This window comes from Streptomyces sp. NBC_00091, assembly GCF_026343185.1.
Lineage (GTDB): Bacteria > Actinomycetota > Actinomycetes > Streptomycetales > Streptomycetaceae > Streptomyces.
On the sequence record NZ_JAPEMA010000001.1, the window covers coordinates 3998595 to 4018094 of the forward strand.

The following is a 19500-nucleotide window of genomic DNA, read 5'->3' on the forward strand; positions in this document are numbered from 1 at the left end:
AGCATGCCCCGACCGATCAACGTCACGGAAGGCGCAGCAATGGCCGGGGAACCGCAGGCGGACTGCCTGTTCTGCAAGATCGTCGCGGGCACCATCCCCGCGACACTGGTCCGCGAGACCGAGACCACCCTCGCCTTCCGGGACATCAACCCGCAGGCGCCGACCCACGTGCTCGTCATCCCCAAGGTGCACTACCCCGACGCCGTCACCCTCGCCGCCGCCGAGCCGGCCGTCATCGCCGACATACTGCGTGAGGCCGGGCAGATCGCCGCCGACGAGAAGATCGACGACCACGGCTACCGGGTCGTGTTCAACACCGGCGCCGGCGCCGGCCAGACCGTCTTCCACGCCCACCTGCACGTACTCGGCGGCCGCGGCCTCCAGTGGCCGCCCGGATAGCCGTCCGTGTCCGTACGAGAGTTCGTGGTCCTGGGCACCGCCAGCCAGGTACCCACCCGCCACCGCAACCACAACGGCTACCTGCTGCGCTGGGACGGCGAGGGCATCCTCTTCGACCCGGGCGAGGGCACGCAGCGCCAGATGCTGCGGGCCGGGGTCGCGGCGCACGACATCAACCGGATCTGCGTCACCCACTTCCACGGTGACCACAGCCTCGGCCTGGCCGGGGTGATCCAGCGGATCAACCTCGACCAGGTCCCGCACCCCGTGACGGCCCACTACCCGGCCTCCGGGCAGAAGTTCTTCGACCGGCTCCGGTACGCCACCGCCTACCGGGAGACCGTGCGGCTGCGGGAGGAGCCGGTGGCCGGGGACGGGGTGCTGGCGAGCGGCCCCTCGTACGTCCTGGACGCGCGCCGGCTCTCGCACCCGGTGGAGTCCTTCGGCTACCGGGTGACCGAGCCCGACGGGCGCCGGATGGTCCCCGCGCTGCTGGCGCGGTACGGGATCAAGGGGCCGGACGTGGGCCGGATCCAGCGCGAGGGGCGGCTGGAGGGGCCGCTGGGCGAGGTCACCCTGGAGGACGTCAGCGAGCACCGGGCGGGGCAGCGGTTCGCCTTCGTGATGGACACCCGGCTGTGCGACGGGGTGGACGAGCTGGCCGAGGGCTGCGACATGCTGGTCATCGAGTCGACCTTCCTCGACGCGGACGTCCGGCTGGCCACCGACCACGGCCACCTCACCGCAGGACAGGCGGCGCGGGTCGCGCGGGAGGCGGGCGTCCGGCACCTGGTGCTGACGCACTTCTCGCAGCGGTACGCGGATCCGTCGGAGTTCGAACGCGAGGCCCGTGCGGCGGGGTTCGAGGGCGAGCTGACGATCGCGGCGGACCTGGGGCGGGTGGCCCTGCCGAAACGCTAGGGCTGTCCGGGAGGGTGGTTCCGGGTGGTGGGGGTGCCGGCGGCCGAGCGTCGTGCGCCGGGAAGAAGAGCGTTCTTCAGGTGATGTGCGTCACACTGGGTTTTGGTCCTGCCGGGTCCGGGCAGGGCTGGCGGCTTTCCAGCCGCAACCCACCAGCAGAAACGACACTTCAACGGGGAGTACACCGTGATCAGTCGGGACAGCCGCACCAGCCGCCCGGGAACCCTCGACCCCCTCGGCCCGGTGCGTGATCCCCAAGAGCCGGGCTGTGACGTCTTCCTGACCGGCACGGTCTTCCTCGACATCATCTTCACCGGCCTCGACTCGGCCCCGGTGCGCGGGACGGAGTCCTGGGCGCGCGGCATGGGCTCCAGCCCCGGCGGCGTCGCCAACATGGCCACCGCCCTGGCCCGGCTGGGCCTGCGCACCTCGCTGGCCGCCGCCTTCGGGGACGACCACTACGGCGAGTACTGCTGGGACGCCCTCGAGCAGGGCGAGGGCATCGACCTGTCCATGTCGCACACCATCCCCGGCTGGCACAGCCCCGTCACGGTCTCCATGGCCTACGAGGGCGAGCGCACGATGGTCTCCCACGGCCACGAGGCCCCGCCCCCGGCGGGCCCCGGGCCCTTCCCCTGGTGCCCGCCGAAGGCGCGCGCGGCGGTGGCGTCGCTGGGCGCCGGGCAGAGCGAGGGCTGGATCGCGGAGGCGGCCCGCCGGGGCTCGCGGATCTTCGCTGACGTGGGCTGGGACGACACCGGGCGCTGGGACCTGGGCGCCCTGGCCGACCTCCAGCACTGCGAGGCCTTCCTGCCCAACGCGGGGGAGGCGATGCGCTACACCCGGACCGAGTGTCCGCGCGCCGCGGCCAGGGCCCTCGCGGAGAAGGTGCCGGTCGCGGTGGTGACCATGGGCTCGGAGGGCTCGTACGCGGTCGACAGCCGTACGGGGGAGACCGCGCAGGTCCCCGCGATCGCGGTGGACGCCCTCGACCCGACGGGGGCGGGGGACGTGTACGTGGCAGGGTTCGTCACGGGCAGCCTGGCGGGGTGGCCGCTGGCCGACCGGCTGGCCTTCGCCGGGCTGACCGCCGCCCTGTCCGTGCAGGAGTTCGGCGGCTCCCTCTCCGCCCCGGGCTGGCCCGAGGTGGCCCACTGGTGGCGCACGGCCCCCGACTCCCTGCGGGACCGCTACGCCTTCCTGGACGCCCTCGTCCCGCCGGGCGCCACCCCCTCCCCGCGCCGCCGGGCGGTCCCGACCATCGGCTTCCGGCACCCGGTCTAGGGCCGCCCGGGCCCGCCCGGGCCCGGCCCCGGGCGGGGCCGGAAAACCCCTCGGGGTTGACCCGGGGTGGACGTACGCTTGGTACTCCGGAGGTCGACGATCGGCGCGGCCCCTCAGCGGGAGGTATGCGCAGGCCACAGTGCCGGCCCATGACTCAGACACCGACATCCCACACCCCGGCGCCCGGCCAGGCGCGAGCCCACTTCACGGTCCCGGCGACGCACCCGATGGTGACCGTGCTCGGCTCGGGCGATGCCCTGCTGCGCGTGATCGAGAAGGCCTTCCCGAAGGCCGACATCCATGTTCGGGGCAATCAGGTCAGCGCGATCGGGGCGGCGGCGGAAGTCGCCCTGATCCAGCGCCTTTTCGACGAGATGATGCTGGTGCTCCGCACCGGGCAGCCGATGACGGAGGACGCAGTGGAACGCTCGATCGCCATGCTCAAGGCGAACGGCAACGGTGGCGGCGACAGCGAGACCCCGGCCGAGGTGCTCACGCAGAACATCCTCTCCAGCCGCGGCCGCACGATCCGTCCCAAGACCCTCAACCAGAAGCGGTACGTCGACGCGATCGACAAGAACACGATCGTCTTCGGCATCGGCCCCGCCGGTACCGGCAAGACCTACCTCGCCATGGCGAAGGCGGTCCAGGCCCTGCAGTCCAAGCAGGTCAGCCGGATCATCCTGACCCGCCCCGCCGTCGAGGCCGGCGAGCGGCTCGGCTTCCTGCCCGGCACGCTCTTCGACAAGATCGACCCGTACCTGCGCCCGCTCTACGACGCCCTGCACGACATGATGGACCCGGACTCCATCCCCCGGCTGATGGCCGCCGGGACCATCGAGGTGGCGCCCCTGGCCTACATGAGGGGCAGGACGCTCAATGACGCCTTCGTCGTCCTGGACGAGGCGCAGAACACCACCGCCGAGCAGATGAAGATGTTCCTGACCCGGCTCGGCTTCGACTCCAAGATCGTCGTCACCGGCGACATCACGCAGATCGACCTGCCGGGTGGCGCCAAGAGCGGTCTGCGTCAGGTCCAGGAGATCCTCGAAGGGGTGCCGGACATCCACTTCTCGCGGCTCACGTCCGAGGATGTCGTCCGGCACAAGCTGGTCGGCCGTATCGTCGACGCGTACGAGAAGTACGACGACAGCCAGAGCCGTCCGGCACCGAACGGCCACCAGCGGAAGTAGAACCGAGCGCACCATGTCGATCGACGATCCTCGACATCGCCCGCTACGCGCTCACCCGGATGAGGATCCACCCGCTGTCCGAGCTCTCCGTCATCGTCATCGACGAGGACGCCATGGAGCAGCTCCACATCCAGTGGATGGACCTTCCCGGACCGACCGACGTCATGTCCTTCCCGATGGACGAGCTCCGTCCCCCGACGAAGGACGACGAGGAGCCCCCGCAGGGGCTCCTCGGCGACATCGTGCTCTGCCCCGAGGTCGCGAAGAAGCAGGGCGACGACGCGCCTACGCAGCACTCCATGGACGAGGAGCTCCAGCTCCTGACCGTCCACGGGGTGCTGCACCTGCTCGGGTACGACCACGAGGAGCCGGACGAGAAGGCCGAGATGTTCGGCCTCCAGGCGGCCATCGTCGACGGCTGGCGGGGTGAGCGCGGCATCACCGGTCCGTCCCCGGCCCCGACCGTCTCGTGACCGGCGCCCCCCAGCTGATCACCGGGGCGGTCCTGCTGGTCGTGGTGGCCTGGTTCGCGGCGTGCGCCGAGTCCGGGATCGCCCGGGTGTCCAGCTTCCGCGCCGAGCAGGCCGTACGGGAGGGCCGGCGCGGCAGCGCGAAGCTCGCGCAGGTCGCCGCCGACCCCACCCGCTACGTCAATGTGGCCCTGCTGGTGCGCGTCACCTGCGAGATGGCGGCGGGCGTGCTCGTCACGTACGTCTGCCTCGACGAGTTCGGCGAGAACTGGACCGCGCTGCTCGTGGCCATCGGCGTGATGGTGCTGGTGTCGTTCGTGGCGGTGGGCGTGTCCCCCCGTACGATCGGCCGCCAGCACCCGCTGAACACCGCGACGGCCGCCGCGTACGTACTCGTACCGCTGGCGCGGGTGATGGGGCCGATCCCGCAGCTGCTGATCCTCATCGGCAACGCGCTCACGCCCGGGAAGGGCTTCCGCAAGGGGCCGTTCGCCTCCGAGGCCGAGCTGCGCGCGATGGTGGACCTGGCGGAGAAGGAATCGCTGATCGAGGACGACGAGCGCCGGATGGTGCACCAGGTCTTCGAGCTCGGCGACACGCTCGTGCGCGAGGTGATGGTGCCGCGCACCGACCTGGTCTGCATCGAGCGGTACAAGACGATCCGTCAGGCGACGACGCTCGCGCTGCGGTCCGGTTTCTCGCGGATCCCGGTCACCGGGGAGAACGAGGACGACATCGTCGGGATCGTGTACCTGAAGGACCTCGTCCGCCGGACGCACATCAACCGGGACGCCGAGTCCGACCTGGTCTCCACCGTGATGAGGCCGGCGGTCTTCGTGCCCGACACGAAGAACGCGGGGGACCTGCTGCGCGAGATGCAGTCGGTGCGCAACCACGTGGCCGTCGTCATCGACGAGTACGGCGGCACGGCCGGCATCGTCACGATCGAGGACATCCTGGAGGAGATCGTCGGCGAGATCACCGACGAGTACGACCGGGAGATCCCGCCCGTGGAGGAGCTGGGCGAGGACCGCTACCGGGTCACGGCGCGGCTCGACATCACCGACCTCGGCGAGCTGTTCGGGGTGGAGGCCTTCGACGACGAGGACGTGGAGACGGTCGGCGGGCTGCTGGCGAAGGCGCTGGGCCGGGTGCCGATCGCGGGTGCCTCGGCGGTGGTGGACCTGCCCGACGGGCGTCCGCTGCGGCTGACGGCCGAGTCCCCGGCGGGGCGCCGGAACAAGATCGTGACGGTGCTGGTGGAGCCGGTGGTCGCGGCGGCCACGGGCGAGGCGGAGGAGGGGGAATGACTCCCGCGGAGCTGCGTGCGTTCTGTCTGGGCTTCAACGCGGCGGTGGAGGAGTTCCCCTTCAACCCGGAGACCTCGGTGTTCAAGGTGCTGGGGAAGGTGTTCGCCCTGTCGGCGCTGGACGCCGAGCCGCTGAAGGTCAACCTCAAGTGCGAGCCGGAGGCGGCCGTGCGGCTGCGGGCCGAGTACGAGGCGGTCGTGCCGGGCTGGCACATGAACAAGCGGCACTGGAACACCGTGACGGTGGGCGGGCTGCCGGACGCGCTGGTGCGGGAGCTGGTGGAGGACTCGTACGACCTGGTCGTGGCGGGGCTGCCGAAGGCGGAGCGGCTGCGGCTCGACCGGCCGTGACGAAGGTCTGACGCCAACAGGGTCCAAGGTCATGTGAGGGCAGGACCTTTGGATCGCAGGAGCCCCTTAGGTTTCGCTTAGGTTTGTCCTGCTCCCGAGGGGAACGGGGGAACGGGAGCGTGGAGGGGAGGGCGCCTCGGCGGGGTCGTTGCCCGGCCGCGCCGGGGCGCTCCCTATGCTTTCGCCTATGAGCGAGAGCACCGTGGGCACCGGTATCGACCCCGAGGACAGCAAGATCATCACGCTGGCGCGCAGCGCCCGGGCCCGCAACGGAGTCCCGGAAGGGGCCGCCGTACGCGACGAGACCGGCCGCACGTACGTCGCCGGGACCGTGGAGCTGGACTCCCTGAAGCTGAGCGCGCTCCAGACGGCCGTCGCCATGGCGGTGGCCAGCGGTGCACGCTCCCTGGAGGCGGCGGCCGTGGTGAGCGCCGCCGACGCCCCCGCCGAGGCCGACCGCGCGGCGGTCCGCGACCTGGGCGGCCCCGCCACCCCGGTCCTGCTGGCCGCCCCGGACGGCACCCTGAAGTCCACGACGCCCGCCGGGGCCTGAGCCCCGCGGCCGGGCGGGTCACGCAGCCGCCGCTGCGGCCCGCTCCGCCGGGTGGCGGCGGATGACCATCGACATCAGCGCCGCCACCGCGCACAGGCCGCCCGCGGCGTACCAGACCAGGTCGTACGAGCCGAGGGCGTCGCGGGCCACGCCGCCGAGGAAGGCCACCACGGCCGCGCCCACCTGGTGCGAGGCCAGGACCCAGCCGAAGACGATCGCGCCGTCCGGCCCGTAGTGCTCGCGGCACAGGGCGATGGTCGGCGGCACGGTCGCGACCCAGTCCAGCCCGTAGAAGACGATGAAGAACACCATCGGCGGGTGCACGGTCGGCGCCAGCAGCATGGGCAGGAACAGCAGGGACACCCCGCGCAGGGCGTAGTACACGGCCAGCAGGCGGCGCGCCTCGAAGCGGTCGGTGAACCAGCCGGAGGCGATGGTGCCGAGCACGTCGAACACGCCGATCACCGCGAGCAGCCCGGCGGCGGCCGTCACCGGCATGCCGTGGTCGTGGGCCGCCGGCGTGAAGTGGGTGCGGACCAGCCCGTTCGTCGAGGCCCCGCAGATCGCGAAGGTGCCCGCCAGCAGCCAGAACGGGCCGGTGCGGGCCGCCCGGAAGAGCACGGTGACCGCGCGTCGGGCCGCGCCCGTGACGGGCGCGGGCTTGGCCTCGTACGTACCCCCGTACGGGGCGAGGCCCACGTCGGCCGGGTGGTCGCGCAGCAGGAGCCACACGAAGGGGACGACGGCCAGGGCCGCCAGCGACACCGTGACCGAGGCCGGGCGCCAGCCGTGGTTCTCCACCAGCCAGGACAGCAGCGGCAGGAAGACCAGCTGGCCGGACGCGCCCGCCGCGGTCAGGATGCCCGTGACCAGCCCGCGCCGGGCGGTGAACCAGCGGTTGGTCACCGTCGCCGCGAAGGCCAGCGCCATCGAACCGCTGCCCAGGCCCACCAGCACGCCCCAGAACAGCACCAGCTGCCAGGAGGCCGTCATCCACACCGTGGCCAGCGAGCCGCCGGCTATGACGGTCAGGGCCAGCGCGACCACCTTGCGGATGCCGAAGCGGTCCATCAGCGCGGCGGCGAAGGGCGCGGTGAGCCCGTAGAGCGCGAGGTTGACCGAGACCGCGAAGCCGATCGTGCCGCGCGACCAGTCGAACTCCTCGTGCAGCGGCTCGATGAGCAGGCCGGGGAGGGAGGCGAAGGCGGCCGCGCCGATGATCGTCACGAAGGCCACGGCCGCGGCGAACCAGGCCCGGTGGATGCGTCCGGCGCGGCGGGGGGCCTGCGGGCCCGCTGTGGTGGTGGGTGCTGTCTGCGTCACGCCGCCAGCTTCCGGCCTGCGGGAGGCCGTAGGACAGTGGCCTGACTGTCATGCTTCGTTATGATCGGGCCATGGAGCCGAAGCCGCACCGAGTCGTCGTCCTCGCCCTCGCCGGGCTGCTGCCCTTCGAGCTCGGCATCCCGCACCGGATCTTCGGGGGCGCCAAGGATCCGGCCGGGCGCCACCTCTACGAGATCCTCACCTGCGGGCTCGCCCCCGGGCCGGTGCCCACGGACGCCGACTTCGCGGTCCACGTCGAGCACGGCCCGGAGCTGCTCGGCACGGCCGACACGGTGGTGGTGCCCGCCTCCCACGAGCTGGGGGTGGTCCACGAGCACGGCCGGCTGACCGACGAGCTGGCGGCGGCCCTCGCCCACATCCGGCCCGGCACCCGTCTCGTGTCCATCTGTACGGGCGGCTACGTACTGGCCGCGGCCGGGTACCTCGACGGCCGCCGGGCCACGACCCACTGGGCCTACGCCGAGCACTTCCAGGGGCTCTTCCCGGCCGTACGGGTCGACCCGGACGTCCTCTACACCGACGACGGGAACGTCCTCACCTCCGCGGGGGTCGCCGCCGGCATCGACCTGTGCCTGCACATCGTGCGCCGCGACCACGGCGCGGCCGTAGCCAACGACGCGGCCCGGCGGACCGTCGTACCGCCCCACCGGGAGGGCGGGCAGGCGCAGTTCGTCAACCGGCCGGTGCCCGAGCCGCAGCAGGCCAGCACCACGGCCGCGCGGGCCTGGGTGCTGGAGCGGCTGCACGAGCCCCTGCTGCTGAGCGACCTCGCCCGGCAGGAGGCCATGTCGGTACGGACCTTCACGCGCCGGTTCCGCGAGGAGTGCGGGCTCAGCCCGGGGGAGTGGATCACCCGGCAGCGGGTGGAGCGGGCCCGGCAGTTGCTGGAGCGGAGCGAGCTGCCGATGGAGGCGGTGGCCCGGGAGACGGGCTTCGGGACGGCGCAGTCGCTGCGCAAGCACGTACAGGCGGCGCTGGGGGTCAGCCCGACGGCCTACCGGCGCACCTTCCGGGCAACCGGCGGCTCGCCGCCATCTCCTGATGGGCCATCAGTCGATGCGGGGTCCGCGCATTGACTTCTCCCGCCGCCCGCTCGTGAATGGCCCCCGGTCGGGGCGACGGAACCCAGGGGGCGGGCAGTGCGGACACGCGCGCGCAGCAGGAGCAGGAGCAGGAGCAGGAGATGGCCGGCGGCCGTCGGCGCGGCGCTGCTCGCTGCCGTTGCCGTCGCCGGGGGCGGGCTGGGCACACCGGCGGCGGCCGAGGACGCACTGCCTGCCGCCGCAGGAGGCCGGACTGCCGCCCGCCGACGGGCCGACCACCGCCCGGATCTCCGTCGACGACCCCGCGCCCCGGGTCGGCGACACCGTCACCGTGACCTACCAGATCGCCGCGACCCCCGCCGTGAACCCGGTCGGCGGGGTGCTCCCGGCGGATGCGCTCACCCCGGCCGGGCGGGTGCTGCTCGGCGGTGCACAGAGCGGCGAGGTCACCGTGGCCGGCCCGAAGCGGGGCGAGGCCGTCCAGCCGGGCGCCGCCCTGCCCGCCGTGACCATGACCGGCAGCTTCACCGTCACCGCGCCCGGGGAGATCACCCTCGCCCCGGGCGGCTACACCCTGCACACCGGGCACCTGCTCGACCTGGACACCGTCTGCACCGCCGCCGGGCCCGCCGGCCCGGTCTCACAGCGGCTCACCGCCACCCCGCTCCCCACCGCGAACCAGGGCACGGCCTGGTCGGCGCAGCGGGGCTCGGGCCCGGCGGCGTACGCGGTGGTCGAACCCGCCGCCGCGGAGCAGCGGCTGACGGCCACCGTCACCCCGGGGGCGCTGGCCATGACCCAGGCGGGGGAGGCGGTGACCCTGGGCGCGGTCCCGTACGGGGACGGCGGCGCGGCCCCCGGGCGGATCGGCACGGTCACCGTCAAGGACGCCCGGGGCGGGCCGTACGGCAGGCCGTCGCCGCCCGGGTCTACCTGCGGGTGACCGGACCGACCGCCCCAGCGCTCGCGGTCGAGGACGTACGCGCCGACGGCACGGGGGTCTCGTACACCCTCCGCAACCTCGGCAACCTCACCCTCCGCCCGCGCGCCACCCTCACCGCGACCGGCGCCCTCGGCCGCCCGCTGCTCGCCGGGCGGCAGCTCACGGGCCTGCCCGCCGAGCTGCTGCCCGGCCGGCAGGTCAGGCTCCGCACCAGCAGGCCGGCTCCGCCCGCCCTGGAGTGGACCCGGCTCACGGTGCGCGCGGACGCCGCCGGAACGACCGCGTCCGCCACCGCCGACCACGCCGCGCACCCCCTGCTGACGCCCGGCCTGGCGCTCGCCCTGGCCCTCGTGGCCGCGGCCTGGTCGGCGCTGGGGGCCGCATCGGGGAGAATGGCCCGTATGAGCGATCGTTCCCCCGAGCCCACCGCCCCGCACCGCGCGGGCTTCGCCTGTTTCGTCGGCCGCCCCAACGCGGGCAAGTCGACCCTGACCAACGCGCTCGTGGGCACCAAGGTCGCGATCACCTCGAACCGGCCGCAGACCACCCGCCACACCGTCCGCGGCATCGTGCACCGCCCGGACGCACAGCTGGTGCTGGTCGACACCCCGGGCCTGCACAAGCCGCGCACCCTGCTCGGCGAGCGGCTGAACGACGTCGTGCGCGCGACCTGGTCCGAGGTCGACGTCATCGGCTTCTGCCTGCCCGCCGACCAGAAGCTCGGCCCCGGCGACAAGTTCATCGCCAAGGAGCTCGCGGGGATCAAGAAGACCCCCAAGATCGCCATCATCACCAAGACCGACCTGGTCGAGTCCAAGCAGGTGGGCGAGCAGCTCATCGCCGTCCACCAGCTCGCCGAGGAGCTCGGCTTCGAGTGGGCCGAGATCGTCCCCGTCTCGGCGGTCGGCGACACCCAGGTCCAGCTGCTGGCCGACCTGATCGCGCCGATGCTGCCGGAGAGCCCGCCGCTGTACCCGGAGGGCGACCTCACCGACGAGCCCGAGATGGTGATGGTCGCGGAGCTGATCCGCGAGGCCGCGCTGGAAGGCGTCCGCGACGAGCTCCCGCACTCCATCGCGGTCGTGGTCGAGGAGATGATCCCGCGCGAGAACCGGCCCGCGGACCGGCCGCTGCTGGACATCCACGCCAACGTCTACATCGAGCGCCCCAGCCAGAAGGGCATCATCATCGGCCCGAAGGGCTCGCGCCTGAAGGAGGTCGGCATGAAGTCGCGCAAGCACATCGAGGCGCTGCTCGGCACGCCCGTCTTCCTCGACCTGCACGTCAAGGTCGCCAAGGACTGGCAGCGCGACCCCAAGCAGCTCCGCAAGCTGGGCTTCTAGCCCTCAGACATCAGGCCAGCCGCCGGACCTTCAGCGCGTTGTCCGGGCGGGTCCCGGGACGGCCGTCGGGTGCGGTCAGGGCCTGCACGTGTTCCGCCGCGAGCAGGACCTCCCAGCCGCCCTCGGGCAGTTCCAGTTGTGCCAGGACCTGCTCCGGGGTCGGGAAGCCGATCTCCGCGTGCTTGTCCGGGTCCCAGGACGGCCCGCCCGCGTGGCCCGCGATCAGCAGGATCCCGCCGGGGGCCACGGCCCCGGCGGCCGTCCGCAGGATCCGCTCGCGGGGGAAGTCCCCGTACGAGTGCAGGAAGCACGCGCAGACCAGGTCGAACTCCCCGTCGGGGAAGGACTCCGCCAGGTCGTGCCGCTGCCAGTCGACGCGGTCGGCGAGGCCCGCGTCGGCGGCGTGCTCGGCCGCCCGCTCCAGGGCCACCCGGGAGATGTCGGTCCCGGTGACGTGCCAGCCCCGCCGGGCCAGCCACACCGCGTCGGCGCCCTCGCCGCAGCCGAGGTCGAGGGCGCGGCCGGGGGCGAGGTCCGAGACCTCGCGGACCAGGACCTCATTGGCCCTGCCGCTCCAGATGCGGTTGCTCTCGCGGTAGCGGGCGTCCCAGAACTCCTCGCCCGCGGGGTGGTCCTGGTGGTGGTGGCGCTCGGACATGGGGCCTCTTCCTCTACGGGTCTGCCGGTACGGCCGATGCTGCGCCCGCACCGCCGCCGGGGCAAATACCGTTGCCGTTCCGGCAAACCCGCCGGGCCTCAGACCGCCGGCTCCGCGATCAGGGCCGTCCCCACCCGGCGGAACCCGGCGCGGCCGTAGATCCGGGCCACGTCCTCGTCGCCGGCCGAGAGGAAGACGGTACGGGCTCCGCGCGCGCGGGCATCGGCGACCAGCGCCGCCGTCACTCCGAGGGCCAGCCCCCGGCGCCGGGCCGCGGGCAGGGTGCCGACGCCGACGACCTCGGCGACGTCCCCGACCGGGTTGTACTGGCCGGCGCACAGCACCAGCCCGTCGCGTACGGCCGCCGCCATCGCCGTACGCCCGTCCGCGAGCATCCCCGAGACCCGGGCCCGGTGCTCCTCCACCCCCGGGTCCGCCAGCGCGGCCGCCAGCTCCGCCGGTCCCGCCGAGCCCAGGGCCGTCCCCGGCTCCCGGAAGGCCAGCGCCGGCACGGTCACGGCGGCCCCGAGCAGCGGGTCGTCCGCGCCGAGCAGCCGTACCTCCGGGTGCGGAGCGGGCGGCTGCGCGCCGGGGTCCAGCACCATCAGCGGGTGCGCGTGCACGTGCAGCCCCGCCGCCTCCACCGCGGCCCGCAGCGAGGGGCTGGTTTCGGCCACCCATTCGAAGGATTCGGGCACCTTCAGTTCCCGCTGCCTCTCCAGCACCCTCAGTACGTCCGCGGCGGTCGCCTCGGGGCCCCCGAGCGCGGGCCGCGCGTAGTACTGCCAGCCCTGCCCCTCCTGGACGAACAGGGTCAGCGGCCCGAAGTCCTCGCCCCGCGCACCGCCCCGGCGGGGGACGGTGTCGTAGTACTGCTCCAGAGCGGCCAAGATCATTGTCGTCATCCGGCCATCCAAGCAAAGCGGTGCCGCTCAGGCACCTTCTTTCAGGACGCGCGAGATCAGGCTCCGCTGGGCATCCGACAGGTGCGGGTCCTGGCAGGACACCGTCCGCCCGTCCACGGTGATCCGGTACGAGAACCCGTCCCGCACCGCGCCCGCTCCCCGGCCGGCCAGGGGATCGGGCCGCAGGGCCAGCAGGGCCAGCGCCTGCCACTCCGCCTCGTCGGGCCGGCCCGAGGTGTCCACCTCGGCCCGGCGCTCGATCCCCGCGAAACCGCCCGTCCGCACCACTTCGATCCGCATGGTGCCCCTTCTACCCGAGACGGCCGCGCCCGCCTAGCCCAGGCCGACGGCCGACCAGGCCTTCTGGAGGGCCTGGTGCTCCGCGCCGCCCTCCCCGTACCGGGCGACCGCCGCGGCCACCGACAGCCGGGCGAAGTCCTTGAAGTCGGCCTTCTCGCGCAGCTCCCCGCCGGTCAGCGTGTCGTACCAGATCAGCCCGGCCCGCTCCCAGGCCTTGCCGCCCAGCTCGGTGGCCGCGATGTAGAAGGCGTGGTTGGGGATGCCCGAGTTGATGTGGACGCCGCCGTTGTCGCGCGTGGTGTCGACGTAGTCGTCCATCGTCGCGGGCTGCGGGTCCTTGCCCAGCTCGTCGTCGTCGTACGCGGTCCCGGGCGCCTTCATCGAGCGCAGCGCGACCCCGCTCACGTTCGGCCCGAGCAGCCCGGCCCCGATCAGCCAGTCCGCCTGGTCGGCGGTCTGCCCGAGCGAGTACTGCTTGATCAGCGAGCCGAACACGTCCGACATGGACTCGTTGAGCGCCCCGGACTGGCCGTGGTAGTCGAGGTTGGCCGTGTACTGGGTGACTCCGTGGGTCAGCTCGTGCCCGATGACGTCCACCGACACCGTGAAGTCGAGGAACAGGTCGCCGTCGCCGTCGCCGAAGACCATCTGGCTGCCGTCCCAGAAGGCGTTGTTGTAGTCCTGGCCGTAGTGCACGGTCGCGTCCAGCGGCAGCCCGGAGCCGTCGATGGAGCGCCGCCCGAAGCCCTTGAGGAACAGCTCGTACGTCGCCCCGAGCCCGGCGTAGGCGCGGTTGACGGTGGCGTCCTTGACCGGCTCGGTGCCCTCACCGCGGACCTTCTTGCCGGGGAGCCGGGTGCGGTGCTGGGCGTCGTAGACGGTCCGCAGCGGCCCCTCGGCGGGCGCGTCCGCCAGGGCCGACGGGGCGACTCCCCTGAGGGCGCTGATCTGGCGCCGGACGCGCAGGGCGCCGTCGTGCTCGAGGGTGCGCAGGGCGGCATCGGCCCGCGCGGCGTCCGAGGACTGGGCGGCCTTGCGCAGCAGGTGCGGCGGCACCACGGTGCAGACGACGGGGTGGCGGGTGTGGTCAGGGGAAAGGAAGGCATCCATGCACGGCAATGTGGCAGTGGGTCATGCCGGTGTCACTACCCGCAACCATGATTCATTCGGTTGTCTCAAAGCCGTTGCGCCGCGTTGACGGATCACCCTGACCTTGGCGCACGGAAGGAGGCGTAACTCACAAACGGTGCAAATCGGACGTGGGGGTCTTGCATACTGAAACAGGTCCTCGCGATACGGGGCGGCTCGGTTAGGCTCGGCCCATCATGCGTTTCGGGCTGCTTCTCCTTAGCTGCCGCGGCGAGGGTCTGTAGTCGTAGGCCGGCCCCCTCCCCGCGGAGTTTGGTGTTGCGGTTTTTACGACCGCCGTCGGCCGTCCCAGCGAACTACACGCGGACACGCGAGGAGCCCAACGCCATGAGCCAGCACACTTTTGTCGGTCGCCCCACGCCCATCACGAACGCGACCCACACCCAGAAGCCCTCCGGGATGCCGATCCACAAGTACGGCCGGTACGAGCAGGTGGACATCCCCGACCGCACCTGGCCGGAGGCCCGCGTCACCAAGGCTCCCCGCTGGCTCTCCACCGACCTGCGCGACGGCAACCAGTCGCTGATCGACCCGATGACCCCCGCCCGCAAGCGCGAGATGTTCGACCTGCTCGTGCGCATGGGCTACAAGGAGATCGAGGTCGGCTTCCCCTCCTCCGGCGAGACCGACTTCGCCTTCGTGCGCTCCATCATCGAAGAGGGCGCGATCCCGGACGACGTCACCATCTCCGTACTGACCCAGGCCCGCGAGGACCTGATCGAGCGGACCGTCGAGTCGCTGGTCGGCGCCAAGCGCGCCACCGTGCACCTGTACAACGCGACCGCCCCCACCTTCCGGCGGGTCGTCTTCCGCGGCTCCAAGGAGCAGATCAAGCAGATCGCCGTCGACGGCACCCGCCTGGTCATGGAGTACGCCGAGAAGCTGCTGGGCCCCGAGACCGCCTTCGGCTACCAGTACAGCCCGGAGATCTTCACCGACACCGAGCTGGACTTCGCCCTGGAGGTCTGCGAGGCCGTCTGCGACGTCTGGCAGCCGGGCGAGGGCCGCGAGATCATCCTGAACCTGCCCGCCACCGTGGAGCGCTCGACCCCCTCCACCCACGCGGACCGCTTCGAGTGGATGGCCCGCAACCTGACCCGCCGCGAGCACGTCTGCATCTCCGTGCACCCGCACAACGACCGCGGCACCGCCGTCGCCGCCGCCGAGCTGGCCCTGATGGCCGGCGCCGACCGCATCGAGGGCTGCCTGTTCGGGCAGGGCGAGCGCACCGGCAACGTCGACCTGATCACGCTGGGCATGAACCTGTTCTCGCAGGGCATCGACCCGCAGATCGACTTCTCCCAGATCGACGAGATCCGCCGCACCAGCGAGTACTGCAACCAGATGGAGGTCCACCCGCGCCACCCCTACGCGGGCGACCTGGTCTACACCGCCTTCTCCGGCTCCCACCAGGACGCCATCAAGAAGGGCTTCGACGCCATGGAGGCCGACGCGGCCGCCAAGGGCGTCACCGTCGACGACATCGAGTGGGCGGTCCCGTACCTGCCGATCGACCCGAAGGACGTCGGCCGCTCCTACGAGGCGGTCATCCGGGTCAACTCGCAGTCCGGCAAGGGCGGCATCGCGTACGTCCTGAAGAACGACCACAAGCTGGACCTGCCGCGCCGCATGCAGATCGAGTTCTCCCGGATCATCCAGGCCAAGACCGACGCCGAGGGCGGCGAGGTCACGCCGAAGGCGATCTGGGACGTGTTCTCGGACGAGTACCTGCCCAACCCCGAGAACCCGTGGGGCCGCATCCAGCTGCGCTCCGGCTCGACCGCCACCGACAAGGACGGCACGGACACGCTGACCGTCGAGGCGGTCGTGGACGGCGTGGAGACGGTCCTGGACGGCACCGGCAACGGTCCGATCTCGGCCTTCTTCGACGCGCTGGCCGGCATCGGCGTCGACGCCCGCCTGCTGGACTACACCGAGCACACGATGAGCGAGGGCGCCTCCGCCGTGGCCGCCTCGTACATCGAGTGCGCGATCGACGGCCGTGTCCTGTGGGGCATCGGCATCGACGCCAACACCACCCGCGCCTCCCTGAAGGCGGTCATCTCCGCCGTCAACCGCGCGGGCCGCTAGTCACCCGTGCTGGAGCCCCGCCCCTCCCACCGGAGGGGCGGGGCTCCGCCGTTTCCCGCTCCGTGCGGATGGTGCCGGGACCCCCGGAAAGGGCTTGTCGTCCATGCGGCAGGGGGCAGGGAAGACGGGGCGGCGCCGGGGGCGCACTTCGGCCAACTCCCGCCCCCGCCCGATGTTGTCTTGTCGCACGACTGACGCATCCTCACCGATGTGGCTAACATCACGCCAACCCCCGGCGGTGCTGCCGGATGGGGTCCCGCCCGCGTCCGAAGGACGACGGGGGAGTTACGGAGGTGCGACGTGCTGCCAGTTCGGGGTGGGGACGGCCGGAAGCTGACCGTCTGGGGCATCCGTACCACCTGGAGCACCGTGGGCGACGGGGAGTTCTTCTGCCCCGACTGCGGCGGTGACCGCAACTACCGTCGGCGCACCGGGCGCCGGCGTTTCACGGTGCTCGGCGTGCCGCTGCTGCCGCGCGGCCAGGCCGGGCCCGTCGTCGAATGCCAGGGCTGCCGGCAGCGCTTCGACACCGACGTGCTGGACCACCTCACGACCACCCGCTTCTCGGCGCTGCTGCGCGACGCCGTGCACACCGTGGCGCTGGCCGTGCTCGCCGCGGGCGGGACCGCCTCGCGCAGCGCCCTGGAGGCCGCCGTGTCGGCCGTACGGGCCGCCGGGTTCCAGGACTGCACTCCGGAGCAGCTGGAGTCCCTGGTGGACTCGCTGGCCACCGACGAGGGCCGGCTGGGGCTGTACGACGGGCCCGAGTGCTGCGGGGCCGCGCTGTCGATCGAGCTCCACGAGGCGCTGGAACCGCTCGCTCCGCACCTGGCGGGGCCGGGGCGGGAGTCGATCCTGCTCCAGGGCGCCCGGATCGCCCTCGCGGACGGGCCCTACACCCCGGCCGAGCGCGAGGTGCTGGCCACGGTCGGCGCGGCGCTGCGGATGGGCACGGACGAGGTCTCCGGGCTGCTGTCGGCGGTCCGCGCGCCCTGAGAGGACGCGTACGCAGGTCCGGGCCCGGCGGGGTATGCGCCGGGCCCGGCCGCGTTCCGGCGCCTTTCGGGCGCCGAAACCACCGGAAACGGCCGCTGGGGAGGTAACGATCCGGCCTCACGGGTCCGCGCAGGGGGACGGAGCCTGCACTTCCGTACAAAAATTCCGCATTTCGGACGGCCGGAATTGCATGCCCTGATTTGCGTGGCCGAATACTTGCGAACCGGGTACGGGCCTGTCAGGGCGGGAAACTTCGCAGGTGCGCAGGGTGAACGGCATATTCCACGACCGCCCGCCCATACTCCCGTGCGGGCCTCGCCGCTATGGGAGGAACCTCCAGATCGGAGGTCCCGAAACGTCAACACTTTGTAGAAGTCGACGATATCTGTGAGCACTCCCACAGGCGTTCAATTCCGGTCACACGAGGAGACTCCGCCGGTAACACCGGGAGGCTTCGATCCACGTGTTCGTACTGACAACCCTGGCGGACCAACGGGTTAGCGACCCACTCCGGCCAGGGATAACCAGATTCCTCTCAGTTACCTACCTCATTGAAGGGCAAGGCAGAGATGGCACGTGTCGCCGCCCGGCTTTCCGCCAACGGAGAGCAGAGCACGCACCCGGTCGACGAGGTGCTCCCCCTCCCCAAGCTCGCGCTGTACGGCTTCCAGCACGTACTCGCCTTCTACGCCGGCGCGGTGATCGTCCCGATCATCGTGGGCAGCGCACTCAAGCTGAGCCCTGAACAGCTCGTCTACCTGATCAACGCGGACCTCTTCACCTGCGGTATCGCCTCGATCATCCAGGCCTGGGGCATCGGCCGGATCGGCGCCAGGCTGCCGCTGATCCAGGGCGTGACCTTCACCGCGGTCTCCCCGATGATCGCCATCGGCCTCGGCGCCGGTGGCGGAACCGCCGCGCTGCTGGTCATCTACGGCGCGGTCATCACCGCGGGCATCGCCACCTTCGCCTTCGCCTGGCTGCCCCCCAAGGCGTTCCGGACGGTGATGCGGCTCTTCCCGCCGGTGGTCACGGGCACCGTGATCACCGTGCTGGGCATCGTCCTGATCCCGGTCGGCCTCAACGACGCGGCCGGCGGCCTCGGCAGCCCCGACTTCGGCGACCCGAAGAACTTCGCCTACGCCGGCGGCACGATGCTCTTCATCCTCGTCCTGATGAAGCTCGGCAAGCCGTTCCTCTCCAGCATCTCCATCCTCCTCGGCCTGGTCGTCGGCACCGCCGTCGCCTTCGTCCTCGGGGACGCGAAGTTCGGCGACGTCGGCAACGCGGGCTGGATCGGCGTCACCACGCCCTTCCACTTCGGCGTCCCGAAGTTCGAATGGTTCCCGATCGTCCTGATGCTGATCGTCATGCTGATCACCATGGTCGAGACGACCGGTGACACCTACGCGGTCGGCGACATCGTCGGCAAGGACGTCGACAGCGAGACCGTGGCCCGCGCCCTGCGTGCCGACGGCGCCGCGACCGCCCTCGGCGGCGTCCTGAACTCCTTCCCGTACGTCGCCTTCGCCGAGAACGTCGGCCTGGTGCGGATGACCAAGGTCAAGAGCCGCTTCGTGGTCGTGGCCGCCGGTGTGTTCATGATCGTGCTGGGTCTGCTGCCCAAGGCCGCCGCGATCGTCGCCGCCGTCCCGCACGGAGTCCTCGGCGGCGCCGCGACCGTCATGTTCGCCATGGTCGCCCTGGCCGGTATCCAGACCCTGGCCAAGGTGGACCTCAAGGAGGAGAAGAACGCGCTGATCGTCGGCGTCTCCCTCGCCTTCGCCCTGCTCCCGGCCACTGTCCCGGTCTTCTTCACCAAGCACATGGACCCGGACCTGTCCTCGCTGCTCAACAGCGGTGTCACCCTCGGTGCCACGGCCGCCATCGTCCTCAACCTGATCTTCAACGGCATGGCCAAGGACGACGCCCACGACGCGCCCCGCGTCGAGCTGCCGGCCCAGCCGGTGGCACCCCCGGCCGGCGCCGAGAAGGCCGCGGACGAGAAGGCCCCGGCGGACGCGAAGGCCGCTGACGAGAAGGCCCCCGCCGGCGAGAACGCCCCCGCCGAAGAGGCCCCCGCCGAAGGGGCTTCCGACGAGGAGGCTCCCGCCGACAAGGCTCCCGCCGGGAAGGCGGCCGCCGCGGGGAAGGCCGACGACGCGGGTACGCCCGCCTCCTGATCCTCCCAAGGGGTGCCGCCCCCGTCCGGACCCCGGTCCGGACGGGGGTCGGCGCTGTCCGCGCT

The 19500-nt window shown here is 72.1% G+C and carries 19 protein-coding genes; 14 read left to right on the forward strand and 5 right to left on the reverse strand.

What is annotated here, in order from left to right; translation table 11 throughout:
- The first annotated feature begins 39 nt into the window (after positions 1-39).
- From OOK34_RS18385 to OOK34_RS18420, 8 genes are all read left to right on the forward strand, one after another.
- Positions 40-399: a histidine triad nucleotide-binding protein gene (locus OOK34_RS18385; RefSeq protein WP_267034944.1), complete on the forward strand. Its 360-nt coding sequence runs from the start codon at positions 40-42 to the stop codon at positions 397-399.
- 6 nt (positions 400-405) lie between these two features.
- Positions 406-1320, forward strand: coding sequence for a ribonuclease Z (locus OOK34_RS18390; protein WP_267034945.1), 915 nt, complete (start codon positions 406-408; stop codon positions 1318-1320).
- A gap of 186 nt (positions 1321-1506) precedes the next feature.
- Positions 1507-2604, forward strand: a complete 1098-nt coding sequence (locus OOK34_RS18395) for a carbohydrate kinase family protein (RefSeq protein ID WP_267034946.1) — start codon at positions 1507-1509, stop codon at positions 2602-2604.
- A 149-nt stretch (positions 2605-2753) separates the two neighbouring features.
- Positions 2754-3797: a PhoH family protein gene (locus tag OOK34_RS18400; protein WP_267034947.1), complete on the forward strand. Its 1044-nt coding sequence runs from the start codon at positions 2754-2756 to the stop codon at positions 3795-3797.
- A gap of 26 nt (positions 3798-3823) precedes the next feature.
- The gene (gene ybeY, locus OOK34_RS18405; protein WP_267036801.1) at positions 3824-4270 is read left to right on the forward strand and encodes an rRNA maturation RNase YbeY; all 447 of its coding nucleotides are present in this window, start codon (positions 3824-3826) and stop codon (positions 4268-4270) included.
- Complete coding sequence (locus tag OOK34_RS18410) at positions 4267-5577, forward strand: hemolysin family protein (protein WP_267034948.1); 1311 nt, start codon at positions 4267-4269, stop codon at positions 5575-5577. The genes ybeY and OOK34_RS18410 overlap by 4 nt, the downstream gene beginning before the upstream one ends.
- Positions 5574-5927, forward strand: a complete 354-nt coding sequence (locus tag OOK34_RS18415) for an MmcQ/YjbR family DNA-binding protein (protein WP_267034949.1) — start codon at positions 5574-5576, stop codon at positions 5925-5927. Before OOK34_RS18410 ends, OOK34_RS18415 begins: the two co-directional genes overlap by 4 nt.
- Positions 5928-6114: 187 nt before the next feature.
- Positions 6115-6480 carry a cytidine deaminase gene (locus OOK34_RS18420; protein ID WP_267034950.1) on the forward strand — a complete coding sequence of 122 codons (366 nt, stop codon included), beginning with the start codon at positions 6115-6117 and terminating at the stop codon, positions 6478-6480.
- Positions 6481-6498: 18 nt separating this feature from the next.
- Here OOK34_RS18420 and OOK34_RS18425 read toward each other — a convergent pair whose 3' ends face one another.
- A complete protein-coding gene (locus tag OOK34_RS18425; RefSeq protein WP_267034951.1) occupies positions 6499-7803 on the reverse strand; it encodes an MFS transporter in 1305 nt (434 codons plus the stop codon).
- Between the two features lie 71 nt (positions 7804-7874).
- On the opposite strand from OOK34_RS18425, the gene OOK34_RS18430 reads away from it, so the two are divergent.
- The 3 genes from OOK34_RS18430 to era all read left to right on the forward strand — a co-directional run bounded on the left by OOK34_RS18430 (position 7875) and on the right by era (position 11153).
- Positions 7875-8900, forward strand: a complete 1026-nt coding sequence (locus OOK34_RS18430) for a GlxA family transcriptional regulator (protein WP_267034952.1) — start codon at positions 7875-7877, stop codon at positions 8898-8900.
- A gap of 145 nt (positions 8901-9045) precedes the next feature.
- Entirely contained in the window at positions 9046-9810 is a 765-nt protein-coding gene (locus tag OOK34_RS18435; RefSeq protein ID WP_267034953.1) for a hypothetical protein, read from the forward strand.
- Positions 9811-10211: 401 nt separating this feature from the next.
- The gene (gene era, locus OOK34_RS18440; RefSeq protein WP_267036802.1) at positions 10212-11153 is read left to right on the forward strand and encodes a GTPase Era; all 942 of its coding nucleotides are present in this window, start codon (positions 10212-10214) and stop codon (positions 11151-11153) included.
- Between the two features lie 10 nt (positions 11154-11163).
- On the opposite strand, the gene OOK34_RS18445 is transcribed toward era, so the two are convergent.
- The 4 genes from OOK34_RS18445 to OOK34_RS18460 all read right to left on the reverse strand — a co-directional run bounded on the left by OOK34_RS18445 (position 11164) and on the right by OOK34_RS18460 (position 14126).
- On the reverse strand, positions 11164-11811 hold the full coding sequence (locus tag OOK34_RS18445; protein ID WP_267034954.1) for a bifunctional 2-polyprenyl-6-hydroxyphenol methylase/3-demethylubiquinol 3-O-methyltransferase UbiG: 648 nt from the start codon (positions 11809-11811) through the stop codon (positions 11164-11166).
- A 98-nt stretch (positions 11812-11909) separates the two neighbouring features.
- Positions 11910-12716, reverse strand: a complete 807-nt coding sequence (locus tag OOK34_RS18450) for a GNAT family N-acetyltransferase (RefSeq protein ID WP_267034955.1) — start codon at positions 12714-12716, stop codon at positions 11910-11912.
- 27 nt (positions 12717-12743) lie between these two features.
- Entirely contained in the window at positions 12744-13016 is a 273-nt protein-coding gene (locus OOK34_RS18455; RefSeq protein ID WP_267034956.1) for a protealysin inhibitor emfourin, read from the reverse strand.
- A 33-nt stretch (positions 13017-13049) separates the two neighbouring features.
- Positions 13050-14126 carry a M4 family metallopeptidase gene (locus OOK34_RS18460; RefSeq protein ID WP_267034957.1) on the reverse strand — a complete coding sequence of 359 codons (1077 nt, stop codon included), beginning with the start codon at positions 14124-14126 and terminating at the stop codon, positions 13050-13052.
- A 366-nt stretch (positions 14127-14492) separates the two neighbouring features.
- Here OOK34_RS18460 and leuA point away from each other — a divergent pair, with 366 nt between their 5' ends.
- The 3 genes from leuA (at position 14493) to OOK34_RS18475 (ending at position 19435) form a co-directional block, all read left to right on the forward strand.
- Positions 14493-16256, forward strand: a complete 1764-nt coding sequence (gene leuA, locus OOK34_RS18465; RefSeq protein ID WP_267034958.1) for a 2-isopropylmalate synthase — start codon at positions 14493-14495, stop codon at positions 16254-16256.
- Between the two features lie 300 nt (positions 16257-16556).
- On the forward strand, positions 16557-17252 hold the full coding sequence (locus OOK34_RS18470) for a TerB family tellurite resistance protein (RefSeq protein ID WP_267034959.1): 696 nt from the start codon (positions 16557-16559) through the stop codon (positions 17250-17252).
- Positions 17253-17821: 569 nt separating this feature from the next.
- Positions 17822-19435 carry a nucleobase:cation symporter-2 family protein gene (locus tag OOK34_RS18475; RefSeq protein ID WP_267034960.1) on the forward strand — a complete coding sequence of 538 codons (1614 nt, stop codon included), beginning with the start codon at positions 17822-17824 and terminating at the stop codon, positions 19433-19435.
- The last annotated feature ends 65 nt before the right edge of the window (positions 19436-19500 follow it).

Coding starts and splice junctions, on each gene's coding strand:
- OOK34_RS18385 (WP_267034944.1), top strand. CDS start 40: ATGGCCGGGGAACCGCAGGCGGACTGCCTGTTCTGCAAGATCGTCGCG.
- OOK34_RS18400 (WP_267034947.1), top strand. CDS start 2,754: ATGACTCAGACACCGACATCCCACACCCCGGCGCCCGGCCAGGCGCGA.
- OOK34_RS18415 (WP_267034949.1), top strand. CDS start 5,574: ATGACTCCCGCGGAGCTGCGTGCGTTCTGTCTGGGCTTCAACGCGGCG.
- OOK34_RS18420 (WP_267034950.1), top strand. CDS start 6,115: ATGAGCGAGAGCACCGTGGGCACCGGTATCGACCCCGAGGACAGCAAG.
- OOK34_RS18430 (WP_267034952.1), top strand. CDS start 7,875: ATGGAGCCGAAGCCGCACCGAGTCGTCGTCCTCGCCCTCGCCGGGCTG.
- era (WP_267036802.1), top strand. CDS start 10,212: ATGAGCGATCGTTCCCCCGAGCCCACCGCCCCGCACCGCGCGGGCTTC.
- OOK34_RS18445 (WP_267034954.1), bottom strand. CDS start 11,811: ATGTCCGAGCGCCACCACCACCAGGACCACCCCGCGGGCGAGGAGTTC.
- OOK34_RS18450 (WP_267034955.1), bottom strand. CDS start 12,716: ATGACGACAATGATCTTGGCCGCTCTGGAGCAGTACTACGACACCGTC.
- OOK34_RS18455 (WP_267034956.1), bottom strand. CDS start 13,016: ATGCGGATCGAAGTGGTGCGGACGGGCGGTTTCGCGGGGATCGAGCGC.
- OOK34_RS18460 (WP_267034957.1), bottom strand. CDS start 14,126: ATGGATGCCTTCCTTTCCCCTGACCACACCCGCCACCCCGTCGTCTGC.
- leuA (WP_267034958.1), top strand. CDS start 14,493: ATGAGCCAGCACACTTTTGTCGGTCGCCCCACGCCCATCACGAACGCG.
- OOK34_RS18475 (WP_267034960.1), top strand. CDS start 17,822: ATGGCACGTGTCGCCGCCCGGCTTTCCGCCAACGGAGAGCAGAGCACG.